We start from the raw sequence: 21,966 nt of genomic DNA, 5'->3' as shown, positions 1-21,966 counted from the left end.
TGTCACGCGAACGAATGCGCGTCGACACCGAGGGGGTCACCGGCGGCGCGCCCGGAGGGTGACGATGGCCACCAGGCCGAGTGCCACCACGACGAACGCCCCGGTCAGCAGTGCGGCACGGGCCCGCCGGTCGCGCACCGGGCCCGAGACCGGCGAGGCCGATGCCGATGTACCGCCGTCACGCGCCGGCGCGGCGCTCGGTGAGGGCTTGCCTTCCGGGCGGTACCGCAGGATGCTCACCGGCCCCTGCTGGTCCGACACGGTCAGGAAGCTGTTGCCGTCCGGCGCGTAGGCGATGGCCTCGCCCTGCGGCTCGCCGGGCAACGGCGTGACCGTCGGCGTGCCGGTCGTGATCGCCTTCGCCACGTCGCCGTCGGTGACGTCGAACTCGTAGGCGTCGGCGTAGGTGCGCACGACCGCCCTCGTGCCATCCGGCGACACCGCCGCGCCGGTGATGAGCGCGCTGCCGAGGAAGCCGAACGGGTTTTCGGTGCCGCTGCGCGAGGGCTTGAAGTGGCCGATCAGCGTGAGCGGCGCGCCCTCGGCGTTGTCCGTCGGCAGCGGGGTGTCCAGCCGGTACACCTCGCCGGCCGGGTCCTTGGTGACGATCACGGGCCGGCCGGCGCCGTCGATGAGCAGCGCCTCGGCGTCGCGGGGCACGCCGTCGGGATACCGCAGCCGATGGATCTTCATGCTCTTCGCACCGGGCTTGAGGGTCCACAGCGCGATCGTGGCGCGGCGTTTGCCGGAGCCGCCGAACAGCGGGCTGTTGTCGCCGATGTCGGCGATCCAGACCACGCCCTGGCGGTCGACGGCGAGGTCCTCGGGGTCGCGGGCGGTCATCGGGTATCCCACGCTGCGCGTCACGGAACAGTCCGGGCCGAGGTAGAACAGGCGCATCCGGCGCGGCTCGGGGTTGGAGTCGTTGTGCACCAGGTATCCGCCGCCGGGCAGCGCGGCGAGGCCGGACGCCTCGACGACGGCCGGGTCGGTGATCCGGCAGACCTCCTGGGCGCCCCCGGCCCGGGCGGCGGCCGGCGCGCCGGGCAGTGCGACCGTCAGGGCGACGGACAGGGCGACGACCGTCAGGATCACCGCCCACCGCATGCTCGCAGTCTGGCAGAGCGGGGCTCGCCCACCCGGCCCGGGTGACCGAACACCACCCGAACGACCGCGTTGCGTGACAGGCGCGTTCCGATGATTGCATCGAGGAAATGTAGTACGAGTGCTATCTTCCGTCGCATGGATGCCGTCATCGAGGTCGAGCAACTACGGATGCGATACGGAGACGCCGAGGTGTTGCACGGCGTCGATCTGCGGCTCGGGCGGGGCGAGGTGCTCGCGCTGCTCGGGCCGAACGGGGCCGGGAAGACCACGACGCTGGAGATCCTGGAGGGGTTCCGCCGGCGCACCGGCGGGGAGGTGCGCGTCCTCGGCATCGACCCGGCCGGCGGGGACGAGGCCTGGCGGGCGCGGCTCGGGATCGTGCTGCAGTCGTGGCGGGACCACGGGCGGTGGCGCGCGGGCGAGCTGCTGGACAACCTGGGGCGCTTCTACACGCGGTACCGCGGCCGGATCCTGGGCAGCGACGAACTGCTCGCCCTCGTCGGGCTCGCCGAGCAGGCCGGGCAGCGGCTCGACACGCTCTCGGGCGGGCAGCGGCGCCGGCTGGACGTGGCGATCGGGCTCATCGGGCGGCCGGAGCTGCTGTTCCTGGACGAGCCGACGACGGGCTTCGACCCGCAGGCGCGCCAGGAGTTCCACGAGCTGGTGCACCGGCTCGCCGACCTCGACGGGACGTCGATCCTGCTGACGACGCACGACCTGGCCGAGGCGGAGAAGCTCGCCGACCGCATCGTCATCCTGACCGGCGGGCGGGTGGTCGCCGAGGGCAGCCCGGCGGAGCTGGCCCGCGGCGTGCAGCGGCGCTCGGAGATCACCTACAGCCGGGACGGCGAGTTCTTCGTGCACTCGGCGGAGGGCGCGGACGCCACGGCGTACGTGCGGGAACTGTTCGCGCAGTACGGCGACGCCATCGCGGACCTCGAGGTGCGCCGGGCGACGCTTGAGGACGCCTACCTGAGGATGGTGCAATCTTGAGCGGCTCTTTCGGCGCGGTCGATGCCGGGCTGCGGCGCGGGTGGATCGAGTTCCGGCAGAAGGTGACCAGCGCCTGGGATCTGTGGGGCGAGGTCTGGCTGTGGGTCATCGCGCTGGTCGTGATGTATCTGCTGCGGGGCCGGACGGTGCCGGGCACGGACTTCTCGCTCGGCGCGCAGGCGGTGCCCGGGATCCTGGGGTTCAGCATCGTGTACACCGGGCTGCTGGGCCTGTCGATGGCGCTGACTACGGAGCGCGAGGACGGCACCCTGCTGCGGATGAAGGCGGTGCCGGACGGCATGCGTGGCTATCTCGTCGGCAAGGTCGTGAGCCGCGCCGGCGTGACGGTCGTCTGCCTGGTGCTCATGCTGGTCCCGGCCGCTCTGGTCTTCGACGGCCTCGCGGTCGGCCGCGCGGCGTCCTGGGCGACGCTGCTGTGGGTCATCGCGCTGGGGTTGGTCGCGCTGCTGCCGTTCGGCGCGATCGTCGGTGTCCTCGCGGCCGGGGTGCGCGCCCTCGGCCTGTTGACCCTGCCGATCATGGGCCTGCTGGGGATCTCGGGCATCTTCTACCCGATCACCGCCCTGCCGAGCTGGGTGCAGGCCGTGGCACAGGTCTTCCCGGTGTACTGGCTGGGCCTGGGCATGCGCTCCGCCCTACTGCCGGAGCACCTGGCGATCGCCGAGATCGGCGGCTCGTGGCGGCACGCGGAAACGGTCGCGGTGCTGGGCGGATGGGCGCTGCTGGGCTTCGTGATCGCTCCGGTAGTGTTACGTCGCATGGCACGGCGGGCATGAGTGCGTGAGGTCATCCACAACCGGATCGCGATGCTGCGCGCCGAGCGGAAGGTGTCGCGGCGAGACCTCGCCGACGCGCTCGGCGTGCATTATCAGACGATCGGATACCTGGAGCGCGGCGAGTTCAGCCCGAGCCTCCATCTGGCGCTGCGCGTAGCCGAATACTTCGACGTCCCGGTCGAGGTCGTCTTCTCCATCCACCCGTTCCCGCGCCTCGGCGCTTAGGTCCTGTCTCGACGTGAGGGTCGAGGCTCAGGCGTCGGCTGGGGCCACGCCCGCTACCGGTGTTGTATCGGGGTGTGACCGGCGTGGTTTCCAGGCGGCGTCTGAGTCCGCCGCAGCCCGGCCATCCACCCAATCCCGGACGGCGGTGCCACGCTGACCTGAGACCCGGACTCAACGGAGGGGCCGGGCGCTGCAGCAGGTCCGGATGATCCGCTCTTGTCCGACACCGATGCGGACAACCCTGGACGCCGTCGCCCGCCACCAAGATGAACCTCGGCCACCCATCCGCACACGGGTCCGCGAGCGTGTGTCCGGATAGGGAGGTGTGGTGGAGGCGGAGGAGTCGTTCCACGCGTATGTGTCGGGCCGTCTGGCGGCGCTGTCCCGGATGGCGTACCTGCTGTGCGGTGACCGGCACACCGCGGAGGACCTGGTGCAAGTGACCCTGGTCAGGGTCGCCCGGCACTGGGAACGGGTGGTCGCCGGCGGCGATCCGGACCCGTACGTACGGCGCACGATGGTCAGCCAACATGTGTCGCTGTGGCGCCGTCGCTGGCGGCACGTGCAGCTCAGTGAGCAGCCGCCGGACCGCCCGGTGCCGGACGGCGCGGACGCCGTCACGACAGCGCTCGCCGTTCAGGCCGCACTGGCGAAGCTGGCCCCCCGTCAGCGGGCGGTGCTGGTACTGCGGTACTTCGAAGACCTGACCGAGACCGCGACCGCCGAGGCGATGCGCTGCTCGGTGTCGACGGTGAAGAGCCAGACCCGCGACGCCCTCGCCGCGCTGCGCGTCAAGGCGCCCGAGCTGGCCGACCTGACGGAGGTGATGTCATGACCGTGCCGTTGCGTGACACGCTGCGGGAGCTGGGTGAGCGGATGCCACCCGCCCGGCTGCCCGCGGATCTCTGGCGGCGCGGGAGACGGCAGCGGCACCGGGGAAGAGTCATCGTCGCCGCTGTCATCGCGGCACTGTTGTGCGCGACCGTCGCCGCCGTGCCCGGCCTGCACGTCGAGCCCCACCCGGCCGAGGGCGGGCCGGCCATCCCCCGCAGTGTCGAGCTTCCATACTTCTGGCAGGCGACGGTCGACATGGCGCCGCCCGGCCCGGCCACGGTGCTGTTCGGCGGCGACAGTGCCGGGCTGTCCAGCGACCCGTTCGAGGAGGAGGGCGGCAAGCTCGCCGTCGTCGGTCGCAACGGCGCCTACCGCGTGCTGCGCTACGGCGAGCAGGAGATTCGCGCCGGGCAGGACGTGCGGCTGTCACCGGACGGCAACCTCGTCGCGCAGAGCGAGCTGACCGGCGGCCCGGCCGGGTGGCTGGTGGTCACCGACCTGCGCACCGGCCGCAGCCGCGGCTATGGCGACAAGTCGCCGGCCTGCTGCTTCGCGGTCGCGGCGTGGCGGCCGGACAGCGGCGCTGTCCTGGGGGTGCACTACAACCCCGGCGACATCATGCTGACGGGGACCGACGTGAAAGCGGGCACGTCGGCGCAGTACGTCCTGGTCGACCTGGCCGGCGGCGCGATGGCCCCGGTCGACGACGCCTTCATGGACGACGACTCAGACGACTCGGCGTGGCTGGCGGCGTTCGCGCCGGACGGCCGCGGGTTCGTCGCAACGCGGCCCGCCGCCGGCGGCACCGAACTGCGCGGCTACGACGCCACCGGCCGGCGGCTGTGGACCCGCGACCTCGGCAACCGGCGGCTGGCCGGCGCGGGCGCCTACACACCGGACGGCTCGGGCGTGGCACTGCTGACCATCGACGGCTGCACAAGACAGTGCGACCACGATCAGCTTGCCGCCCGGCGATGGCAGGTCTCCTACGTGGACCCCGCCACCGGCGCAGGGCGCGAAGGGCCGGCACTGCCCGCGGTGACCGGTCCAGCGGTGCGAGCGCTCGGCTGGACCGGCGACACGCTCATCGTCGTACAGTACGAGTCCGAAGACGGCGTCACGCCAAGCCAGGACGAGACCGGCTGGGAGCCGACCCGGCATGTCCGCGTGCTGGCACTGCGGCCGGACGGCACCATCAGCGTCGCGCTTGACCCGCCGGCCGACGTCAGCTCCATCGACATCGCGCAGGACCTGCTCCGCGACGGGCAGTTCGGCGGTCCGGTTCCGGCCCCCTCGATATTGCCCGCCCGCTGGCCGGTGGTCGCGCAAGGAGCGCTGTTCGCGCTGTGCCTGCTGGTGCCGGTGCTGCTGGCGACAGTCGCCGTCGTCGTGGTCCTGCGGGCGGTCCGCCGGCGCCGCGCCGCCGCCCGGACGTAGGCAGCGATCTGGCACAACCACACCACCGGACAACCCAAAACCCGGTCACTGATCGCCTACGACCACTGACCGGGCTTCGGACTTACTCGTCTGTCTAGGGCCTGCCGGGGCGGGGGCGGGTCGTCGAGTACAGGTGGCTGTCGGGGAACTCTTCGGCGGCCAGCACCGCGCCGATGACGATGACGGCGGTGCGCTTGATCCCGGCCTCGCGCACCTTCTCGGCGATGTCGGACAGGGTGCCGCGCAGGATCAGCTCGTCGGCGCGGCTGGCGTAGGCGACGACGGCGGCCGGGCAGTCGGCGCCGTACCACCACGTCAGCTCCTCGGCGAGCTCCCCGATCCGCTGTACCGCAAGGTGCAGCACCAGCGTCGCCCGGCTCGCGGCGAGCGTGGCCAGCTCCTCCCCCGGCGGCATCGGCGTGGCCCGCGCCGCGGTGCGTGTCAGGATGATCGTCTGCGCGACGCCGGGCACGGTCAGCTCCCGCTTGAGCGAGGCCGCCGCGGCGGCGAAGGCCGGCACGCCGGGCACGATCTCGTACGGCACCTCCGCCGCGTCGAGCCGCCGCAGCTGCTCGGCCATGGCGCTGAAGAGCGACGGGTCGCCGGAGTGCAGCCGGGCCACGTCGAGCCCCTTCGCGTGCGCGTCGAGCAGCTCGGCGAGGATCTGATCGAGGTCCAGGTCGGCGGTGTCAACCAGCCGGGCCCCCGGCGGGCAGTACTTCAGCAGCTCGACCGGCACGAGGCTGCCCGCGTAGAGGCACACCGGCGCCGACGCGATGCGGTCGCGCCCGCGCACGGTGATGAGGTCGGCGGCGCCCGGCCCGGCGCCGATGAAATACACGGTCATTTCTCCACCACCCACTGCGTGACTGGCATCATCGGTCTCCAGCTGAGGAATCCGCCGACCGGCGCGGCCCGGTTGACGGCGATACGGGTCAGCTCCCCGCCGTGCGCCGTGTGCAGCTCGGCGATGAGCCGCTCCGACTCGACGGTGACCGCGTTGACGACGAGCCGCCCGCCGGGGCGCAGCGCGCCCCAGCACCGCTCGAACACGCCGGGCACCGTGAACCCGCCGCCGATGAACACGGCGTCGGGCACCTCAAGTCCGTCGAGCGCCTCGGGCGCCGCCCCGACGACGAGCGACAGCCCAGGCACCCCGAGCCGCCGCGCGTTGGCCGCGACCCGCTGCGCCCTGGCCTCGTCCCGCTCGACGGCGACGGCCCGGCAGGCCCGGTGCGCCCGTAGCCACTCGATGGCGATGCTGCCCGACCCGGCCCCGACGTCCCAGAGCAGCTCGCCCGGCCGCGGCCCCAGCGCGGCGAGCGTGACGGCCCGGATCTCGCGCTTGGTGAGCTGCCCGTCGCTGTCGTACCGCGCGTCGGCCAGCCCCGGCACGACCGGCACACCGCCTGCGCCCCGGCATTCGACCGCGACGATGTGCAGCGCCCGCGCCGCGTCCGGGTCGCGATGGATCCGCTCGTCGTCGGCACCGAGCGATTCGAGGATCGTGACGTCGCTGCCCGCGAACCCGGTCTCCTCGAGGATCCGCCAGACCTCGCGCGGCGTGCCGCCGTCGGCGCCGAGCACGAGCACCCGCCGCCCGTCGTGCAGATACCGCCGCAGCACGTCCACGGACCGCCCGACGGCACTGACGACCTCGACGTCCTGCACCGCCCATCCGAGCCGGGCGCACGCGAGCGACACCGACGAGGGGTGCGGCACGACGTGCACGTGCGCGGCCCCGAGGAGGCGCACGAGCGTGGTCCCGATCCCGTAGTGCATCGGGTCGCCGCTGGCGAGCACGCACACCCGCCGCCCGTGCTGCTCCGCGAGCAACCGCGGCAACGCCGGCACCAGCGGCGACGGCCAGGCAACGCGTTCCTGCCGATCGACGCCGCGCACCTGCGACCCAGCGCCGCGAGCCGGGAGCAGGGCCAGTTGGCGCGCGCCGCCGAACACGACGTCCGCGGTCTCGATGGCGTCGCGGCCCGCTTCGGTCAGGCCGGCGTAGGCGTCAGCGCCGATTCCCACGACGGTGACTTCGGGGGCGGCCGCCGCGATGGCGATGGTCGCGGATGGCGATGAACGCTTCCCGACGATGAGGACCGCCGCGCCGGCGGGCGCCGCACCCGGGTCCCTGCGGGCCGCCGCCAGAAGCGCTGACGCTTCCGCGACGCTGGCAGTGCCAAGAGCCGACGCCACCCGTGCCGATGGCGATGGGACCGGCACGGCGGCGAGCTCCTGCGGCGGATAGGTCACCACCTCCCAGCCCCGCGGGGCGGCCAGCGAGGCGGCCAGTTCGGCGCGCGACTCCACTGTGGACACGGCGACCACGTCGTCCAATGTGGACAGCGACTCGGTGAGCAGCGATAACACCTCTGCCGGGGTCGTGCCGGGGCGGGCGCCGATGCCGATCACCAGGCGCACGACGCCACCAGACGGTAGGCGAGCTGCGGCGAACCGGCCCAGTGCAGGTGCAGGTAGGAAGCGTGCACGCCGCCGGCGACGAAGCCGTCGCGGCCCTCGCGCCAGGCCCACGCGGGGGTCGCGCCGGCGGCCGGGGTGACCTGGGTGCGGTGGAACTCGTGGCCGGTGACGCGGGTGCCGGCCGGGGCGAGGACGCTGTCGGCGACGGCCACCGCGTCGCGGTACCCGAGGGTGAGCCGGGGCGTCATGGCGGCGTCGGCGTCCAGGACGGCGCACATCGGGCGGCCGTCCAGGGTGCGGCACAGCCAGAGCAGCCCGGCGCACTCGGCGGCGATCGCGCCACCCGATCCGGCCAGGGCGGCCACCGCGTCGCGGAGGGGGATGTTGGCGGAGAGCTGCTCGGCGTACACCTCGGGGAAGCCGCCGCCCACCACGAGCGCGCGCGTGCCGGGCGGGAGGCTCTCGTCGCGCAGCGGATCCACTGTGGACACCTGAGCGCCGGCCGCGGTGAGCAGTTCGACGGTCTCGGCATACCCGAAGGAGAACGCGGGGCCCCCGGCCACGGCGACGACCGGCGCGCCGGGCACGGGCGGGGCGACGGACGGCGTCCACGGCGCGGCGGTCAGTCCGGGCGCGGAGCGGGCCACGGCGTGCACTGCGTCGAGGTCGACGCTCGCGGCGATGAGCTCGGCGAGGGCGGCGACGGAGGCCGCGGCCTCGGCGGAGCGCTCGACGACGGGCACGAGCCCGAGGTGCCGCGACGGCGCGGCGACGGCGTCGTGACGGCGCAGCACGCCGAGGACGGGGGTGCCGACCTCGGCACAGGCGTCGCGCAGGATCTGCTCGTGGCGGTCGGAGCCGACGCGGTTGAGGATGACGCCCGCGATGCGGACGCCCGGCCCGAAGGATCGGAACCCGTGCACGAGCGCCGCGACGGAGCGGGCCTGCGCGGTCGCGTCGACGACGAGGACGACGGGCGCGTCGAGCAGCCGGGCCACGTGCGCGGTGGAGCCGTGCTCGCCGGCGCCGGTGCGCCCGTCGTACAGGCCCATGACGCCCTCGATGACGGCGAGGCCGGCGCCCGCCGCGCCGTGCGCGAACAGCGGGGCGATGAGCTCCTCGCCGACGAGCACCGGGTCGAGGTTGCGGCCGGGGCGGCCGGCGGCAAGGGCGTGGTAGCCGGGGTCGATGTAGTCGGGGCCGACCTTGAACGGCGCGACGGCGACCCCGCGCGCGGCGAAGGCGGCGAGCAGCCCCGTCGCGACCGTGGTCTTGCCGTGGCCGGAGGCGGGCGCCGCGATGACGATCCGGGCTACCACTCGATGCCCTGCTGGCCTTTTCGCCCGGCGTCCATCGGGTGCTTGACCTTCGTCATGTCGGTGACGAGGTCGGCGAGGTCGATCAGGTCGGGATGGGCATCGCGGCCGGTGACGACGACGTGCTGGTTGCCGGGGCGCTCGCGCAGCGTCTCGATGACGTCGGCGATGTCGACCCAGCCCCACTTGATCGGATACGTGAACTCGTCGAGCACGTAGAACCGGAATGCCTCGGCGGCCAGGTCGCGCTTGATCTGAGCCCAGCCCTCGGCGGCCTCGGCGGCGTGGTCGCGCTCGGTGCCGGGGCGCTGGATCCACGACCAGCCCTCGCCCATCTTGTGCCACACGACGGCGCCGCCCCGGCCGGTCTCACCGAGTGCGCGCAGCGCACCCTCCTCGCCGACCTTCCACTTCGGACTCTTCACGAACTGGAACACGGCGATCGGCCAGCCGGCGCTCCACGCGCGCAGGGCCATGCCGAACGCGGCCGTGGACTTGCCCTTGCCCTGGCCGGTGTGCACGGCGAGCACGTGCTGGCGGCGGCGCTGGCGGGTGGTGAGCCCGTCGTCGGGTACGTTCTCGACTTTTCCCTGCGGCAACTCAGGCTCCCAGGCTCGTCAGCGGAATGCAGGACGCCTCGAGCGCGGCGGCGAGGCGGCGCGCGAGGCCGAGACGAATCGGGCCGGACTCGCAGTCGACGACGACGGCGGGGACCCCGGCCAGCAGCGGTACGACGCTCAGCGGGTCGGGCCCGCTGGTCGAGCGACCGTCGGTGACGACGACGAGCAGCGGCCGGCGCCGGGCGTCGCGGCGGCGCTCGCCGTGCAGCGTGCGGGCGGCCTGGCGCAGCCCGGCGGCCAGCGGCGTGCGGCCCCCGGTGCGCAACTCGGCGAGGCGCAGCACGCCGACCTCGTGGCTGGCGGTGGGCTCCAGGACGAGCGCGGCATCGCTGCCCCGGAACGCAATCATCCCGACCTTGTCCCGCCGCTGGTAGGCGTCGCGCAGCAAGGACAGGATCGCGGTCTTCACCACGCTCATCCGCTGGCGCGCCGCCATGGAGCCCGACGCGTCGACGACGAACAGCACGAGGTTGGCCTCGCGGCCGACCTTGACCGCCTCGCGCACGTCGCGGGCCTCGGCCCGGGTGGCGCCGCGCAGCGCGGCGGCGCGCACGGTGTCTGGCACGTGGAGGCTGGTGAGCTTGCCGCCGAGCGGGGCGCGGGAGCGCACGACCCGCCCGTGGCGCGAGAGCGCGGGCGATCGGCGTCCGGCGTGCGCGCCCGCCTGCCGGTTGGCGCGCCCGGCGATGCTGAGGAGCCTGGGTTTGTACGGCAGGCCCGCGAACGCCAGCGCACCGGGCGCCCCGACGCCGCCCTCTTGGGACATATCCGATAAATCTGATTCACCCTGTGAATCGGATTTATCGGATATGTCAGCATTCGAGCGATTTGTCGGCGGCTGGTGAGCGGCGTCGCCATCCGCGGCGCCGGCATCGGCGCTGTCCGACTGGCCTGCGGCGCCGTCAGGAACGCCCTCGGCACCGTCCGCGGAGTCGCCCGGCGAGCCTTCCGGTGCACCGTCCGGGGGCGTCGGGCCGCCGCCGTCGTCGTCCGGCGAGCCGCCCGGCGGGTCGTCGTCGTCCGGGCCGGCCTCCTGCTCCAGGACCTCCTCGAGGCGGTCGCGGCCCGCGCCCGGCGGGTCGAGCGGATCCCGGCGCCGACGGTGCGGCAGCGCCAGCCGCGCGGCGTCGCGCACTTCGTTCCTGGTCACCACGGTCCTGCCGTGCCACGCCGCCAGGGCCACCGCGGTCCGCGCGACGACGATGTCGGCGCGGAGGCCGTCCACGCGGTACGCCAGGCAGATCCGCGCGATCCGCTCCAGCTCCCGGTCGGGCAGCGCGACCGCGCCGAGGCGGGCCCGGGCGGCGGCGATGCGCCCGGCGAGCGCGGCGTCCTCCTCGACGTAGCGGGCGGCGAACGCGGCGGGGTCGGCCTCGTAGGCGAGGCGGCGGCGCACCACCTCGGCGCGCGGCGCGGCCTCCTGCGGCGCGGCGACGCCGACGACGAGCCCGAACCGGTCGACCAGCTGCGGGCGAGGCTCGCCCTCCTCCGGGTTCATCGTGCCGACGAGCAGGAACCGGGCGGCGTGCTTGACCGAGACCCCGTCCCGCTCCACGTGCGCGCGGCCCATCGCGGCGGCGTCGAGGAGCAGGTCGACGAGGTGGTCGGGCAGGAGGTTGACCTCGTCGACATACAGCACGCCCCGATGCGCGGCGGCCAGCAGGCCGGGCTCGTAGGCCTTGACCCCGTCGCCGAGCGCGCGCTGCAGGTCGAGGGTGCCGACCACCCGGTCCTCGGTGGCGCCGACGGGCAGCTCGACAAGGGCGGAGCGGCGGTGCTCGAAGCCGGCGCCGGGCGTGTGCGGGCCGTCGGGGCAGGCGGCGTCGGGCGCGGCCGGGTCGCAGGCGAACCGGCAGCCGGCGACGACCTCGACCTCGGGCAGCAGGGCGGCGAGGGCGCGCACCACCGTGGACTTGGCGGTGCCCTTCTCACCGCGCACGAGCACCCCACCGATCGCCGGAGACACGGCGGTGAGCAGGAGCGCCAGGCGCAGGTCGGCCAGGCCGACGACGGCCGAGAACGGATACGGCGGCGTCACGGGCACACATCCCTTCGGCGGGTCCGCGCCCGCGAGGCGGTTGAACAACGGCGGCCGGAGTCTCCTGACTCCCGGATCGCCGCCACACCTCGACGTCCCGGTCACAGTGGCGGGACCGTCCCGGATTCGCACCGGGTTCCTCCGTATACCGCTTCCGGTCATCGTGTCCCACGGGCCCCGGGGCCGTCAACGTAATGCGGTGTGACCCTCACGATGGGCGGCGGCGGACGGTGGGGCGGGTATGCGGCGCCGGTGGGACCCGGCCGCCCGGACCGCGCTGTGCGTGCCGCTCGTGGCGATCGCGCTGGTCGCCGGGCTCCCGCGCGATGTGGTGTGGCGGCATCAGCCGCGGACGGGCACTTGGCGGCGCTTCTTCTTCGGCGCCGCCACCGGAGCGCGCCGGGCCGCGGCCACGATCATGAAGGCGACGCCCGCGATGATCGCGCCCGGGATCAGCCAGTCGGTGAGCACGAACGGGGTCTGCGCAGCCGCGCGCGGCGCCGGGCCCGGATCCGTGCCGACGTCCGGGAAAAGGCCGGGCGTCGAGGAGGGCGCCGCGGTCGCGCCGGAGTGCGCACCGGCCAGCGCCGCCGACGGGCCCGAGGTCGGGGCGGTCCAGCCGGGCGGGGGCTGCGTGACCGGGCCCGAGTACGTGAACTTCAGCGTGCCCTTGACCGGCTCGCCGTCCGAGGCCACGGACTGGTACGCCATCGTGTACACGCCCTGCTCCGGCCAGTGCGAGACGTCGATGATCGCCGGGTATCCGGTGTTGAACACGCGCGGCTCGAACTTGCCGTCGACCAGGTAATACTCCTCGACCGGCTTGTCGAGGCGCTTCGGCTGGCCCGTGCGCCACGCGCCCTCGACGCGCCGGCCGGACGGCGTGGTGAGCGTGAACCACGCATACGAGACGGGCGTCTCCGTGAAGTACAGCGTCAGATCGGCCCTGGGCTGGCCGACCGTGCTGTCGGCGACCGGGTCGGACATGGCGAGCTGGCCGTGCGCCGCGGCCGGGGACGCCGGCAGCAACAGGGCGGCGACCACCGCCAGGACGGCCAATCCGCGCACCGGCAAACGCATCGACCCATGATGGCGGGTTCCGCAGTGCGCGACAAGCCGCTAAATTCACAGCCCTGACAAACCCCGCCGCCGACGGGAGACCAACCGTTGCCGAACGCCCGACCGACCGCCCGCGCCGGCCTCACCCTCGCCGCGCTGCTCGCGTTCGCCGCCGCCTGCGGCGACGACCCCTCCCCCGCCGCCGCGCCGACCACCGCGGCTGCGGCGCCGCAGTCATCCGCCACCACCGCGGCCCCGGGATCCGGCGCGCCCTCGCCGCCGGTCGCCACCGGCTCGCCGGTGCCGTCGCGGCCGGCCGTGGACAAGGACCTCGTGTACACCATCGCCAAGCGCCGGGCCAACCCGCCGGCGGGGCGCGTCGAGGTCACCCGGGGTGACGTCGTGCGCATCACGGTGACCAGCGACGAGGCCGACCAGGTGCACGTCCACGGCTATGACGCCGAGCTCGCCCTCGCCGCCGGGCAGCCGGGCTCGATCACGCTCACCGCCGAGCGCACCGGCCTGTTCGAGGTCGAGACGCACAAGTCGCACCTGGTGCTGTTCCAGCTCGTGGTGCGCTGATGGGCCCGGCGGACGTGCTCGCCCACGGCGTGGGCGGGCGGCAGGACCTGCCGCTGACCCCGGCGCAGCTGACGGTCGGCGCGGCGCTCGCGCTCGTGGTGTCGTTCGTGGTGCTGGGCGTGGCCTGGCGGGAGCCGCGCATCGACCCCGACGCGGGCCGCCCCGTGCCCGCGTGGCTGTCGAGGGCGGCCGGGGCCCTCGCCTGGCCCCTGCGCGTCGCGGGTGTTCTGCTCGTCGTGGTGCTGCTGGTGCAGTTCACGAAGCCCGACGACGAGAACAACCCCGCCGCCGGCCTGGTGTATGTCCTGTTCTGGGTCGGGCTGGTCCCGCTGTCGCTGCTGCTGGGCCCGGTCTGGCGCAGGCTCAACCCGCTGCGCGCGATCGTGGCCGTGATCCGGCGCGACGGCGGCCGCCCGCTGCCCGCCGGGCTCGGGTACTGGCCGGCCGCCGCGGGCCTGTTCGCCTTCGTCTGGCTCGAGCTCGTCGCGCCCGACCGCGCCACGCTGCCGGTGTTCGGCGCGTGGCTGGCCGTCTACGCGGCGGCGATGCTGGCCGGCGGCCTCGTCTACGGCACCGCCTGGTTCGACCGCGGCGACGCGTTCGAGGCGCTCAGCGACCTCGTCGGCCGGCTCGCGATCGTCGGCCGCCGTCGCGACGGCGCGCTCGTGTGGCGCAACCCGCTCGACGGCATCGCTGGCCTGAACGCCGCGCCCGGCCTGGTCGCCGTCGTCGTGGTCCTGCTGGGCGCGACGTTCTACGACGCCATGTCCGGCGCACTGTTCTGGCTGCGCTTCACCCAGGAGAACGGCCTGCCCGCCCCGGTCACCGGCACGCTGGGCCTGCTGGCGGTCACCGGGGCGGTGGCCGCGGCGTACCGGACTGCCACCCGGGCCGCCGGCCGCCGCGGGCGCACCTCGGCGGACCGCGCGGCGGGCGAGCTCGCCCACTCGATCGTGCCGATCGCGGTCGGCTACGTGGTCGCGCACTACTGGTCGCTGTTCGTCCTGGAGGGCCAGCGCACGGTCGCGCTGCTGTTCGGCGCCGAGGACTTCAAGGTGTACAGCGGGATCATCACCCCGACCGGCGTCGCCAACCTGCAGGTGACGGTCATCGTGCTCGGCCACCTGGTCGGCACGGTGCTCGCCCACGATCGCGCCCTGCGGATGTTCCCGCGCGCGCAGGCGGTCACGGGACAGCTGCCGCTGCTGGGCCTCATGGTGGTGTACACGGTGGCGGGCCTGTTCCTACTGTTCGCCGGCTGAGCCCGGCACCCGTGCCGAACACGAGAAGGCGGGCGGCACGAGGGAGGAAGTGCCGCCCGCCTGGCTCATATATGGGTATCGAGACCGTGTTCTCGAGGTCGGTGGTCCGAGGATCTCGCGATCCCTTCAAGCGGTGCTGAAGACAGCATCGCCGACGGGACTTGGCGGAGACTTGGCGCTTGCTTGCGCCCATGTGTCGGCCGCGCGACAGGACGGTCATGGTCCGCCGACAGCGGCCTCCAGCGCGAGGCGCTCGGCCGCGGCGGCGCGGACCTGCGGGGTCTCGATCGGGTCGTCGCGCAGATACGTCATGCGCCGCCCGAGCTTCTCGTCCAGCGGGACGTGCCGCACCGCGAGCAGGCGCACGTCGGCCTCGCAGTCCCACAGGCCCTCGGTCAGCGCGCCCGCGCACGCGTCCGGTTCCAGCGCCAGGCGGGCGCGCAGGTAGCTGGCCCGCTCGTACGAGTGGGGGCTGAACCACAGCGACCGGATCCGCGGCAGCGCCTGCCGCGCGGCGTCGCCGCCGACCCGGGCCAGGCCGTCGACGAGCCGGTCGTACCCGCACATGTCGTCCGGCCGTCGGTCGAGCCAGTCGAGGCCGGCCAGCAGCGCCGGGCCGTCGGACTCGTCACCGTGCTCGGCCAGAACGCACAGGCTCTGCCAGTACGGGCCGGAGCCGGGATCGGCGGCCACCCGCCGCGCGGCGGGCAGGGCCTGGGCAACCGGCCCCGCGAGGCACTCCCGGGCCGCGTCGTCAAGGCCGTCGGCCTCCTCGAGGAGCTCGCCGAGACCGCGCACGGCCTCGGGACCGGCCTCGGGATCGGCTGACAAACCGGCGGAGAGCGCGGCGCGGACGCGCTCGTCGCGGGCGGCCCAGTCGCTCCAGGGCGGGCCCGAAGGCAGGTACAGGGGGGACTGCGCGCAGGCGAGGCGGTCGGCCGCCGCGGGAAGCAGGTCGTCCCACCAGTTGGCCGGCCAGGCGTGCGCGATCACGGCGAGCGCTTCGCGCCAGTAGGGGCCGATGTGGACGTAGCGCCGCAGACTCTCGACGACCCCTTCGGACCCGGCGCGGCCCAGCGCCTCCGCGACCCGCAGGACGTGGGAGAACTCCCCGGTCTCGTCGGTGGCGGTGAAGAGCCGGGCGACGATCGGGCCGGTCGGCAGCTCCAGATCGCGGACCAGCCGCGCCAGGTAGACGCCGCGCTCGTCCAGCGGCAGCCAGCGGTGATCGCGGCGGATGCAGGCGTACACCAGCTCGGGGGCGGCCGGGTCCCGCCCCGCCCGCACGGCGCCCCGGCCGAGGCCGCGCTGCAGCGCGCCGGCCCGGGTCCGGGTGGGCAGGTAGTGCCAGTCGTCGTCGAGGCTCATGCCGATGCAGTGTGCGGGGTTTCCGGGCGGCGCGCCGCCGATTTCCGGCCCGGAAAAGGCTTGACAACGGGCCCGGACGCGACACGACGCCGGTCAGCGGGTTAGCCGCCGACCGGCGCCGTGAGCACGATCTCACCGCCCCGAGAGGAGTTGATCACGCGCTGGCGTCGTTGATCTCGTTGTCGTTGTGGGAGCCCGAGCCGAGGAAGTTCTCGAAGTGGGAGGTGATGCCCTCCAGGCCCGCGAGCACCGACGTCGCGCCGAAGCTGTGCACCGCGCCGAAGCCCGACTCGCCGAAGCCGACCGAGTCCTCCTCGGCCGCGCCGAAGCCCGACTCGCCGAAGCTCTCCTGGCCGTACGCGGCGAAGGTGTGCTCCTCCTCGATCTCCGTGCGCTCGTAGCGCGTGTACTCGGTGATCTGGTAGTGGTTGCCGGCCGCGTCGGTGTACTCGATGTGCTTGACGTTCTCGAACTGCTCGTGCTCGATGCTGCGGTGGTCGTGCTCGAGGATGCCGTACTGCGACTGGTGGTCCTGCGAGGCGCCCAAGCCCGAGTGGGCCTCCTCCAGGGAGCCGTACTCGTGGCCCGTCTCGATCTCGCCGTACTCGCTCATGGGGGGTGGTCCTCTCGGGTGCATGTCAGCGTGGGGGGTGCTGCATTCAAAGTACGGGGCCCCACCCAGCGCCAAATCCCGGAAACGTGCCACGCGGACATCGGCGGATCGGACTCAAAAGGCGATGACCGGCGCGCCCGTGTGACTGACCTGGACCAGGTGCGTCACGCACTCGGCGCCCTCAAGCCGGTGCAGCAGAAACCCGGTCGGCTCGGCCACGAAGTTCACCGGACGGTCCTCGCGCAGACCGAGGTCCACGGCCCGATAGGTGCTGGGCGCGACGCTGAGCACCGTGCCCGCGAACCCGGCGGTGACCACGCGGTGCAGGTGACCGGCGAGCACCCGGGCGACGTGCGGATGCCGCCGCACGACCTCGGCGAGCCCGGGCCCGTCGACGAGCCGGATGGCGTCCATGCCGGGGATGCCGACCCGGATCGGCGGGTGGTGCAGGCAGACGAACGCCGGCACCTGCGGGCGGCGGCCGAGCGCGTCGTCGAGCCAGGCGAGCTGCTCGTCACCGAGCAGTCCGGCGTCGCCGAGCTCGGGCCGCAGGGAGTCGAGGACGACGATCGTGAACTCCGCGTACTGCGCGGTGTAGAAGGTCTCGGCCAGCCCGAGCGCCTGCTGGAGGGCGGCCTTGCCGTCGTGGTTGCCGGCGACGAGGTGTACCGGGACGGGATAGCGCCCGAGCAGTTCCTTGAGCACCTCGTACTCCCCGTCCCGGCCGCGGTCGACGAGGTCCCCGGTGACGACGACGCAGTCGGGCTGTGGCTCCAGCGCGAGCACGCGGGTCAGTGCCCGGTACAGCCCGGCGGCCGGCTCCGCAGCAAGCGCGCCGGTGGTGATGTGTGGATCACTGAGGTGCGCGATGAGGGGCATGCCCGTCATTCTGCGCCGCGGATGCGGCTGGGCGGGGCGGCTCCGGAGGGTGAGCCGCCCCGCCCAGGTCCCAGGGTCGGTGCGATATGTCCCGACTTATCAGTGTTTAGCTGGAAACACCCACCTTGTCGGTGGCCTCGGCCGACTTGGCGGCCGAGAGGTCCAGCGTGCTGCGCAGCGGCGCCGGGCGCATCAGCAGCGCCGCGATCACGCCCACCACCGCGATGCACGCGGAGACGAGGAAGATGTGCCCGGTGGCGTCACCGTACGCGGCGCGGACGATGTGCCGCATCGCCTCGGGCAGCGCGTTGAGGTTGAGGTTGCTGGTCTTGCCGCCGCCGGCCGGGGCGTGCACGCCGGCCGCGGCGAGCGACTCCGTGATGTTGCTCGTCACCCGGCGGGCCAGGATCGCACCGAGGACCGAGACACCGATCGTGCCGCCGAGCGAGCGGAAGAACGCCACCGTCGAGCTGGCCGCGCCGATGTCCTTGAGCGGCACGGTGTTCTGCACCGCCAGCACCAGGTTCTGCATGGACATGCCCACGCCGACGCCGATCAGCAGCATGCCGCCGCTGACGAAGACCAGCGAGGTCTCGTGGTCGATGGTGGACAGGATCGCGAAGCCGGCGACGAGGATGAGGGTGCCGGCGACGATGTACGGCTTGATCCGCCCGGTCCGGGTGATGAGCTGCCCGACCACGATCGAGGAGATCAGCACGCCCGCCATGAGCGGGATGGTGAGCAGGCCGGCCTCGGTGGGCGAGTAGCCGCGACCGATCTGGAAGTACTGGCCGAGGAACACGGCGCCGCCGAACATCGCCATGCCGACCGCGAGGCTCGCCAAGATCGACAGGGCGGTGGTCCGCTGCACGACGATGCCCAGCGGCACGACCGGCTCGGCGGCGCGGGACTCGACCCACACGGCCAGGCCGAGCAGCACCAGCCCCGCGACCACCATGACCGCGCTCTGCCAGGACAGCCACGCGAACGAGCCGCCGACGAACGACACCCAGATCAGCAGCACGCTGACGCCGGCGGCGATGAGGGCCGCGCCCAGGTAGTCGATCTTGACGTTGTCCCGCTTGATCGTGGCCAGGTGCAGGGTCTTCTGGAGCACCACGAGGGCGATGATGGCCACCGGCACCCCCACGAAGAAGCACCAGCGCCAGCCCAGCCACGAGGTGTCGACGATCACACCGCCGAGCAGCGGCCCGCCCACGGTGGCCACCGCCATCACGCCGCCGAGGTAGCCGTTGTACCGGCCCCGCTCCCGGGGCGGGATCATCGCGGCGATCACGACCTGAACGAGCGCCTGCAGGCCGCCGACGCCGATGCCCTGGAAGGCCCGGGCGGCGATGAGCTCCCCGGTGTTCTGCGCGAGGCCGCTGATCATCGAGCCCAGCACGAAGATCACGATCGAGACCTGGACGAGGATTTTCTTGTTGTACAGATCGGCGAGCTTGCCCCAGATCGGGGTCGTCGCGGTAGCGGTGAGCAGGGTGGCGGTGACGACCCAGGTGTACTGCGTCTGCGTGCCGTTGAGCGCGCCGATGATCTTCGGCAGTGCGGTCGAGACGATCGTGGAGCTCACCATCGCGACGAAGAGGGCGAGCAGCAGGCCGCTCAGCGCCTCCAGGACTTGCCGATGTGTCATCGGCTCCTCGGTCTGCGCCTGACTCATCGTGTTGCCTCCAGGGTTTTGCGGTTGGTCGCAGCGAACTGCGCGTTGAGGGAGCTGCGGAAGCGGCACAGCAGTGTGCCGAGGAGCTCGACGTCGGCGGGGCTCCAGTCGCTCAAGACGGCGGCGAGCAGGGTGGCGTACCAGTCGTTGGAGCGCCGCAGCGCGTCGCGCCCGGCGTCGGTGAGCTCCAGGAAGCTGGCCCGGCCGTCGCTCGGGTCGGCGACCCGGCGCACCAGGCCGTCCTGGACGAACGCGCTGACCGCCCGGCTGGTGGTCGACTGGTCGAGCGCGCAGGTGACGGCGAGCTCCTTGAGGCGACAGCCGCCGTCGAGCCGCTCGATGACGGCGAGCATGCCGGCGACACCGGGCGCGAGCGCCTCGCTCTCGTGCTGGTACTGCTGCTTCACCAGGCGCACGACCTTCATGAGCTCGCGCACCTCGTCGCGCAGCGCGTCGGCGTGGTCCACCGTTCCTCCCGAATACTTGCCTGATACAAGCATTCAAAAAACTTGCTTGATACGCAAGTTTGCTCAATGAGAATTAGGTAACATCGAGACGTGGGGGCCGGCCTGCGAGAACGCAAGAAGAGCGCCACCCGGCAGGCCCTGCACGAGGCCGCCGTGGCGCTGTCGATCAAGCATGGGCTGGACAAGGTCACCGTGGAGGCGATCGCGGACGCGGCCGAGGTCTCGCGCCGGACGTTCTCGAACTACTTCGCGAGCAAGGAAGAGGCGCTGCTGCACGGCGACCAGCTGCGCATGCGCCTGCTGGTCGACGCCGTCCGGGACCGCCCGGCCGCCGAGCCGCCGTGGGCCGCGCTGACGGGCGCCGCGCTGGAGGTGCAGCAGCGCCTGGGCGCGCGCGACCCGCGCTGGGTGACACAGGTCCGGATGGTGCGCCGGCACCCGGCACTGGCGGCGCAGCAGGTCTCGACGTACGCCTCGATGGAGGACGAGCTGACCGCGCAGATCAGCTCCCGGGCGCCGTGGTCCGCGCAGTGCCCGGTGCGGGCCCGCCTGATGGCCGCGGCCTTCATGGCCGCGATGCGCGTGGCGGTGCAGGACTGGCTGGACCGCCCGCCGGGCACCCAGCTCGCCGACGTCATGCGCGAGGCACTGGCCGAGATGGGCGCCGCGTTCCGCTGAACGCGGCGACCCGGCCCGCGAAACGGTGCCCGGGCCCACGATGACGACGGCGACGAGGCACCTGGAAGGCATTCGGGCCGGATTCGGGGCAGCGGCACCTCCCAACTCCCCGCGTGGGTCGCCGGCCAGACTGGCGGATCTCGCCCCTGGGCCGGCCGTGCGCTACACCGAGTAGACCTCGAACTCCGACAGCTGTGCCGCCGGCCAGCCAGAGTTGCCCTCGAAGATCAGCGAAATCTTGCGGCGGTATCCAGGCGCGAAGTCGATCGTCACGACGTTTCCGGTGGCCGGGTCGAACGTGTACGGCCTGGACCCGACGACGGTGACAGGGTCGATATCCCCCGCGCGTACGGTGATCGTCTGCGTCCGTGTCGGCCACTGCCACTGCGGCTGCGGGGGCAGCTTCAGCACCACCCGGAAGACGTTGCGCGGGAAGCCGAGGTCGACCGTGATGTACTGCGGGAACGAGTACTGCGGACTTTCCCAGAACGACATCGGGTTTCCGTCGTTGGCGTAGTAGGGCGCGAAGGGCGTGACCGCGTTAACGGTGATCGGACGGCCGAGCGCGATGTTGCCGGCGTCCGCGGCTGCCGGAGCCGCGCCCGCGACGACTGGCAGGCCGGCACCCAGGACGGCGGCGACGAGGAACGCGGCGAGCCGGGCCCGGCGCGGCCGGGACGCGGAGATGAAGTGGACCACTGCGTGGCACCCCTTCCCACGAGAAACGCGGCAATCACAGAGAGTGATTCCGAAGTCATCATACGCAACATAAACGAAACATTTCAATGCTTGATTGGCGCTGCGGAAACACCCGCGCCGGGTGCGCCAGGCTCGCCGAAGGCGACCGCGAAGCGGCTTGCCTGGTGCACCCGGCGCGGACCCGCTGGGGTTGTTCGGCAGGGATCAGCAGGGGCCGGCCCAGCGGGTCATGCGCGGGCACCGGTCAGCTGGGGCCGCGCCGCCAGGATCACGCCCAGCATCGCGTAGCCGATCAGCAGGTGGACGCCGCCCACGTAGTCCGCCAGCGGGGAGCCCAGGATCGCAAAGGTCGGCACGGTCACCACGGCCCAGCTCTCGGCCACCGTCGGCCACACGCGGGCGGCGCCCTTCCAGCGGGCGGTGAAGAGGATCTTCAGGCCGATCACGAACATGCCCAGCATCGACAACGGCCAGAAGAGGTCCATCGGGACCAGCCACGCGGCGTCACGCAGCGCCGGGACCGCGTGCGCGAAGCTCCACACGGTCGCGACCGTGAGCAGGACGTGCTCGACGTACAGCATGCCGCGGGCGACCCGCGACGTGCCGGTGGCGGCGGTGCGCAGCTGCACCGCGAGCAGCGCGAACAGGCCCAGCTGGAACAGGCCGCCGCCCAGGTCGGTGATGGTCTGGCCGAGCGAGTCGGTGGGGTTGTTGCCGACGGTGAAGATGGCGGCCACCCAGGACAGCGTGCCGGCGGTCAGGGCGAGGCCGAGGGCCCGCGTCGCGCCGGCCGAGATCCGGCTGGTCACCACGGGATTCAGGTCGGTACGGGCGGGGATCGGTTCGGTACGGATGGTCATCTCAAGTTCCCTCTGGGGTGAAAG

At 73.0% G+C, this 21,966-nt stretch carries 22 protein-coding genes and 1 riboswitch; of the genes, 8 read left to right on the top strand and 14 right to left on the bottom strand.

Translation table 11 applies throughout. The features are described 5' to 3' along the window. Positions 1 to 36: 36 nt before the first annotated feature. Positions 37 to 1,107, bottom strand: coding sequence for a hypothetical protein (locus AB0367_RS06975; RefSeq protein ID WP_366225258.1), 1,071 nt, complete (start codon positions 1,105 to 1,107; stop codon positions 37 to 39). Between the two features lie 135 nt (positions 1,108 to 1,242). Here AB0367_RS06975 and AB0367_RS06970 point away from each other — a divergent pair, with 135 nt between their 5' ends. The 5 genes from AB0367_RS06970 to AB0367_RS06950 all read left to right on the top strand — a co-directional run bounded on the left by AB0367_RS06970 (position 1,243) and on the right by AB0367_RS06950 (position 5,393). After that, entirely contained in the window at positions 1,243 to 2,100 is an 858-nt protein-coding gene (locus AB0367_RS06970) for an ABC transporter ATP-binding protein (RefSeq protein WP_366225257.1), read from the top strand. Continuing rightward, positions 2,097 to 2,897 (top strand): ABC transporter permease, encoded by an 801-nt coding sequence (locus AB0367_RS06965; protein WP_366225256.1) that lies wholly within the window; start codon positions 2,097 to 2,099, stop codon positions 2,895 to 2,897. Before AB0367_RS06970 ends, AB0367_RS06965 begins: the two co-directional genes overlap by 4 nt. Beyond that, positions 2,898 to 3,122: a helix-turn-helix transcriptional regulator gene (locus AB0367_RS06960; protein WP_366225255.1), complete on the top strand. Its 225-nt coding sequence runs from the start codon at positions 2,898 to 2,900 to the stop codon at positions 3,120 to 3,122. It abuts the gene before it with no gap. A gap of 328 nt (positions 3,123 to 3,450) precedes the next feature. Further along, a complete protein-coding gene (locus AB0367_RS06955) occupies positions 3,451 to 3,957 on the top strand; it encodes a SigE family RNA polymerase sigma factor (RefSeq protein ID WP_366225254.1) in 507 nt (168 codons plus the stop codon). Then, positions 3,954 to 5,393, top strand: a complete 1,440-nt coding sequence (locus AB0367_RS06950) for a hypothetical protein (protein WP_366225253.1) — start codon at positions 3,954 to 3,956, stop codon at positions 5,391 to 5,393. Before AB0367_RS06955 ends, AB0367_RS06950 begins: the two co-directional genes overlap by 4 nt. A 94-nt stretch (positions 5,394 to 5,487) precedes the next feature. Here AB0367_RS06950 and cobM read toward each other — a convergent pair whose 3' ends face one another. The 6 genes from cobM to AB0367_RS06920 form a co-directional block, all read right to left on the bottom strand. Further along, complete coding sequence (cobM, locus tag AB0367_RS06945; RefSeq protein WP_366225252.1) at positions 5,488 to 6,240, bottom strand: precorrin-4 C(11)-methyltransferase; 753 nt, start codon at positions 6,238 to 6,240, stop codon at positions 5,488 to 5,490. Beyond that, positions 6,237 to 7,820, bottom strand: coding sequence for a precorrin-6y C5,15-methyltransferase (decarboxylating) subunit CbiE (gene cbiE, locus AB0367_RS06940; protein ID WP_366225251.1), 1,584 nt, complete (start codon positions 7,818 to 7,820; stop codon positions 6,237 to 6,239). The genes cobM and cbiE overlap by 4 nt, the downstream gene beginning before the upstream one ends. Beyond that, positions 7,808 to 9,139 (bottom strand): cobyrinate a,c-diamide synthase, encoded by a 1,332-nt coding sequence (locus AB0367_RS06935; protein WP_366225250.1) that lies wholly within the window; start codon positions 9,137 to 9,139, stop codon positions 7,808 to 7,810. The genes cbiE and AB0367_RS06935 overlap by 13 nt, the downstream gene beginning before the upstream one ends. Further along, positions 9,133 to 9,735, bottom strand: a complete 603-nt coding sequence (gene cobO / locus AB0367_RS06930; RefSeq protein ID WP_366225249.1) for a cob(I)yrinic acid a,c-diamide adenosyltransferase — start codon at positions 9,733 to 9,735, stop codon at positions 9,133 to 9,135. Before cobO ends, AB0367_RS06935 begins: the two co-directional genes overlap by 7 nt. A gap of 1 nt (position 9,736) precedes the next feature. Beyond that, positions 9,737 to 11,794, bottom strand: a complete 2,058-nt coding sequence (locus tag AB0367_RS06925) for a VWA domain-containing protein (protein ID WP_366225248.1) — start codon at positions 11,792 to 11,794, stop codon at positions 9,737 to 9,739. A gap of 34 nt (positions 11,795 to 11,828) precedes the next feature. After that, a riboswitch (cobalamin riboswitch) is annotated at positions 11,829 to 11,997 on the bottom strand. A gap of 139 nt (positions 11,998 to 12,136) precedes the next feature. Then, positions 12,137 to 12,874 carry a copper resistance protein CopC gene (locus tag AB0367_RS06920; protein ID WP_366225247.1) on the bottom strand — a complete coding sequence of 246 codons (738 nt, stop codon included), beginning with the start codon at positions 12,872 to 12,874 and terminating at the stop codon, positions 12,137 to 12,139. Between the two features lie 87 nt (positions 12,875 to 12,961). Between AB0367_RS06920 and AB0367_RS06915 the strand changes: the two genes are divergently transcribed. Both AB0367_RS06915 and AB0367_RS06910 read left to right on the top strand, forming a co-directional pair. Then, entirely contained in the window at positions 12,962 to 13,435 is a 474-nt protein-coding gene (locus tag AB0367_RS06915; protein ID WP_366225246.1) for a hypothetical protein, read from the top strand. Further along, the gene (locus AB0367_RS06910; protein ID WP_366225245.1) at positions 13,435 to 14,697 is read left to right on the top strand and encodes a hypothetical protein; all 1,263 of its coding nucleotides are present in this window, start codon (positions 13,435 to 13,437) and stop codon (positions 14,695 to 14,697) included. The genes AB0367_RS06915 and AB0367_RS06910 overlap by 1 nt, the downstream gene beginning before the upstream one ends. 216 nt (positions 14,698 to 14,913) lie before the next feature. On the opposite strand, the gene AB0367_RS06905 is transcribed toward AB0367_RS06910, so the two are convergent. From AB0367_RS06905 to AB0367_RS06885, 5 genes are all read right to left on the bottom strand, one after another. After that, positions 14,914 to 16,065 carry a hypothetical protein gene (locus AB0367_RS06905; RefSeq protein ID WP_366225244.1) on the bottom strand — a complete coding sequence of 384 codons (1,152 nt, stop codon included), beginning with the start codon at positions 16,063 to 16,065 and terminating at the stop codon, positions 14,914 to 14,916. Between the two features lie 154 nt (positions 16,066 to 16,219). Further along, the gene (locus tag AB0367_RS06900; protein ID WP_366225243.1) at positions 16,220 to 16,678 is read right to left on the bottom strand and encodes a hypothetical protein; all 459 of its coding nucleotides are present in this window, start codon (positions 16,676 to 16,678) and stop codon (positions 16,220 to 16,222) included. A 114-nt stretch (positions 16,679 to 16,792) separates the two neighbouring features. Further along, the gene (locus AB0367_RS06895) at positions 16,793 to 17,557 is read right to left on the bottom strand and encodes a phosphodiesterase (RefSeq protein ID WP_366225242.1); all 765 of its coding nucleotides are present in this window, start codon (positions 17,555 to 17,557) and stop codon (positions 16,793 to 16,795) included. 106 nt (positions 17,558 to 17,663) lie between these two features. Then, positions 17,664 to 19,238, bottom strand: coding sequence for an MDR family MFS transporter (locus AB0367_RS06890; protein ID WP_366225241.1), 1,575 nt, complete (start codon positions 19,236 to 19,238; stop codon positions 17,664 to 17,666). Next, entirely contained in the window at positions 19,235 to 19,705 is a 471-nt protein-coding gene (locus tag AB0367_RS06885) for a MarR family transcriptional regulator (RefSeq protein WP_366225240.1), read from the bottom strand. The genes AB0367_RS06890 and AB0367_RS06885 overlap by 4 nt, the downstream gene beginning before the upstream one ends. Positions 19,706 to 19,795: 90 nt before the next feature. On the opposite strand from AB0367_RS06885, the gene AB0367_RS06880 reads away from it, so the two are divergent. Beyond that, positions 19,796 to 20,383, top strand: a complete 588-nt coding sequence (locus AB0367_RS06880; protein ID WP_366225239.1) for a helix-turn-helix domain-containing protein — start codon at positions 19,796 to 19,798, stop codon at positions 20,381 to 20,383. 162 nt (positions 20,384 to 20,545) lie between these two features. Here the strand turns inward: AB0367_RS06880 and AB0367_RS06875 are convergent, their stop codons facing one another. Further along, entirely contained in the window at positions 20,546 to 21,082 is a 537-nt protein-coding gene (locus AB0367_RS06875) for a discoidin domain-containing protein (RefSeq protein ID WP_366225238.1), read from the bottom strand. Between the two features lie 227 nt (positions 21,083 to 21,309). Continuing rightward, positions 21,310 to 21,942, bottom strand: coding sequence for a hypothetical protein (locus AB0367_RS06870; protein WP_366225237.1), 633 nt, complete (start codon positions 21,940 to 21,942; stop codon positions 21,310 to 21,312). Positions 21,943 to 21,966: the final 24 nt, after the last annotated feature.

The sequence above is a fragment of the Dactylosporangium sp. NPDC051484 genome (assembly GCF_040689395.1).
In the GTDB taxonomy this organism is placed as follows: Bacteria; Actinomycetota; Actinomycetes; order Mycobacteriales; family Micromonosporaceae; genus Dactylosporangium.
The sequence above is the reverse complement of the archived record's forward strand: the minus strand, read 5'-3'. Positions and strand labels throughout refer to the sequence as shown.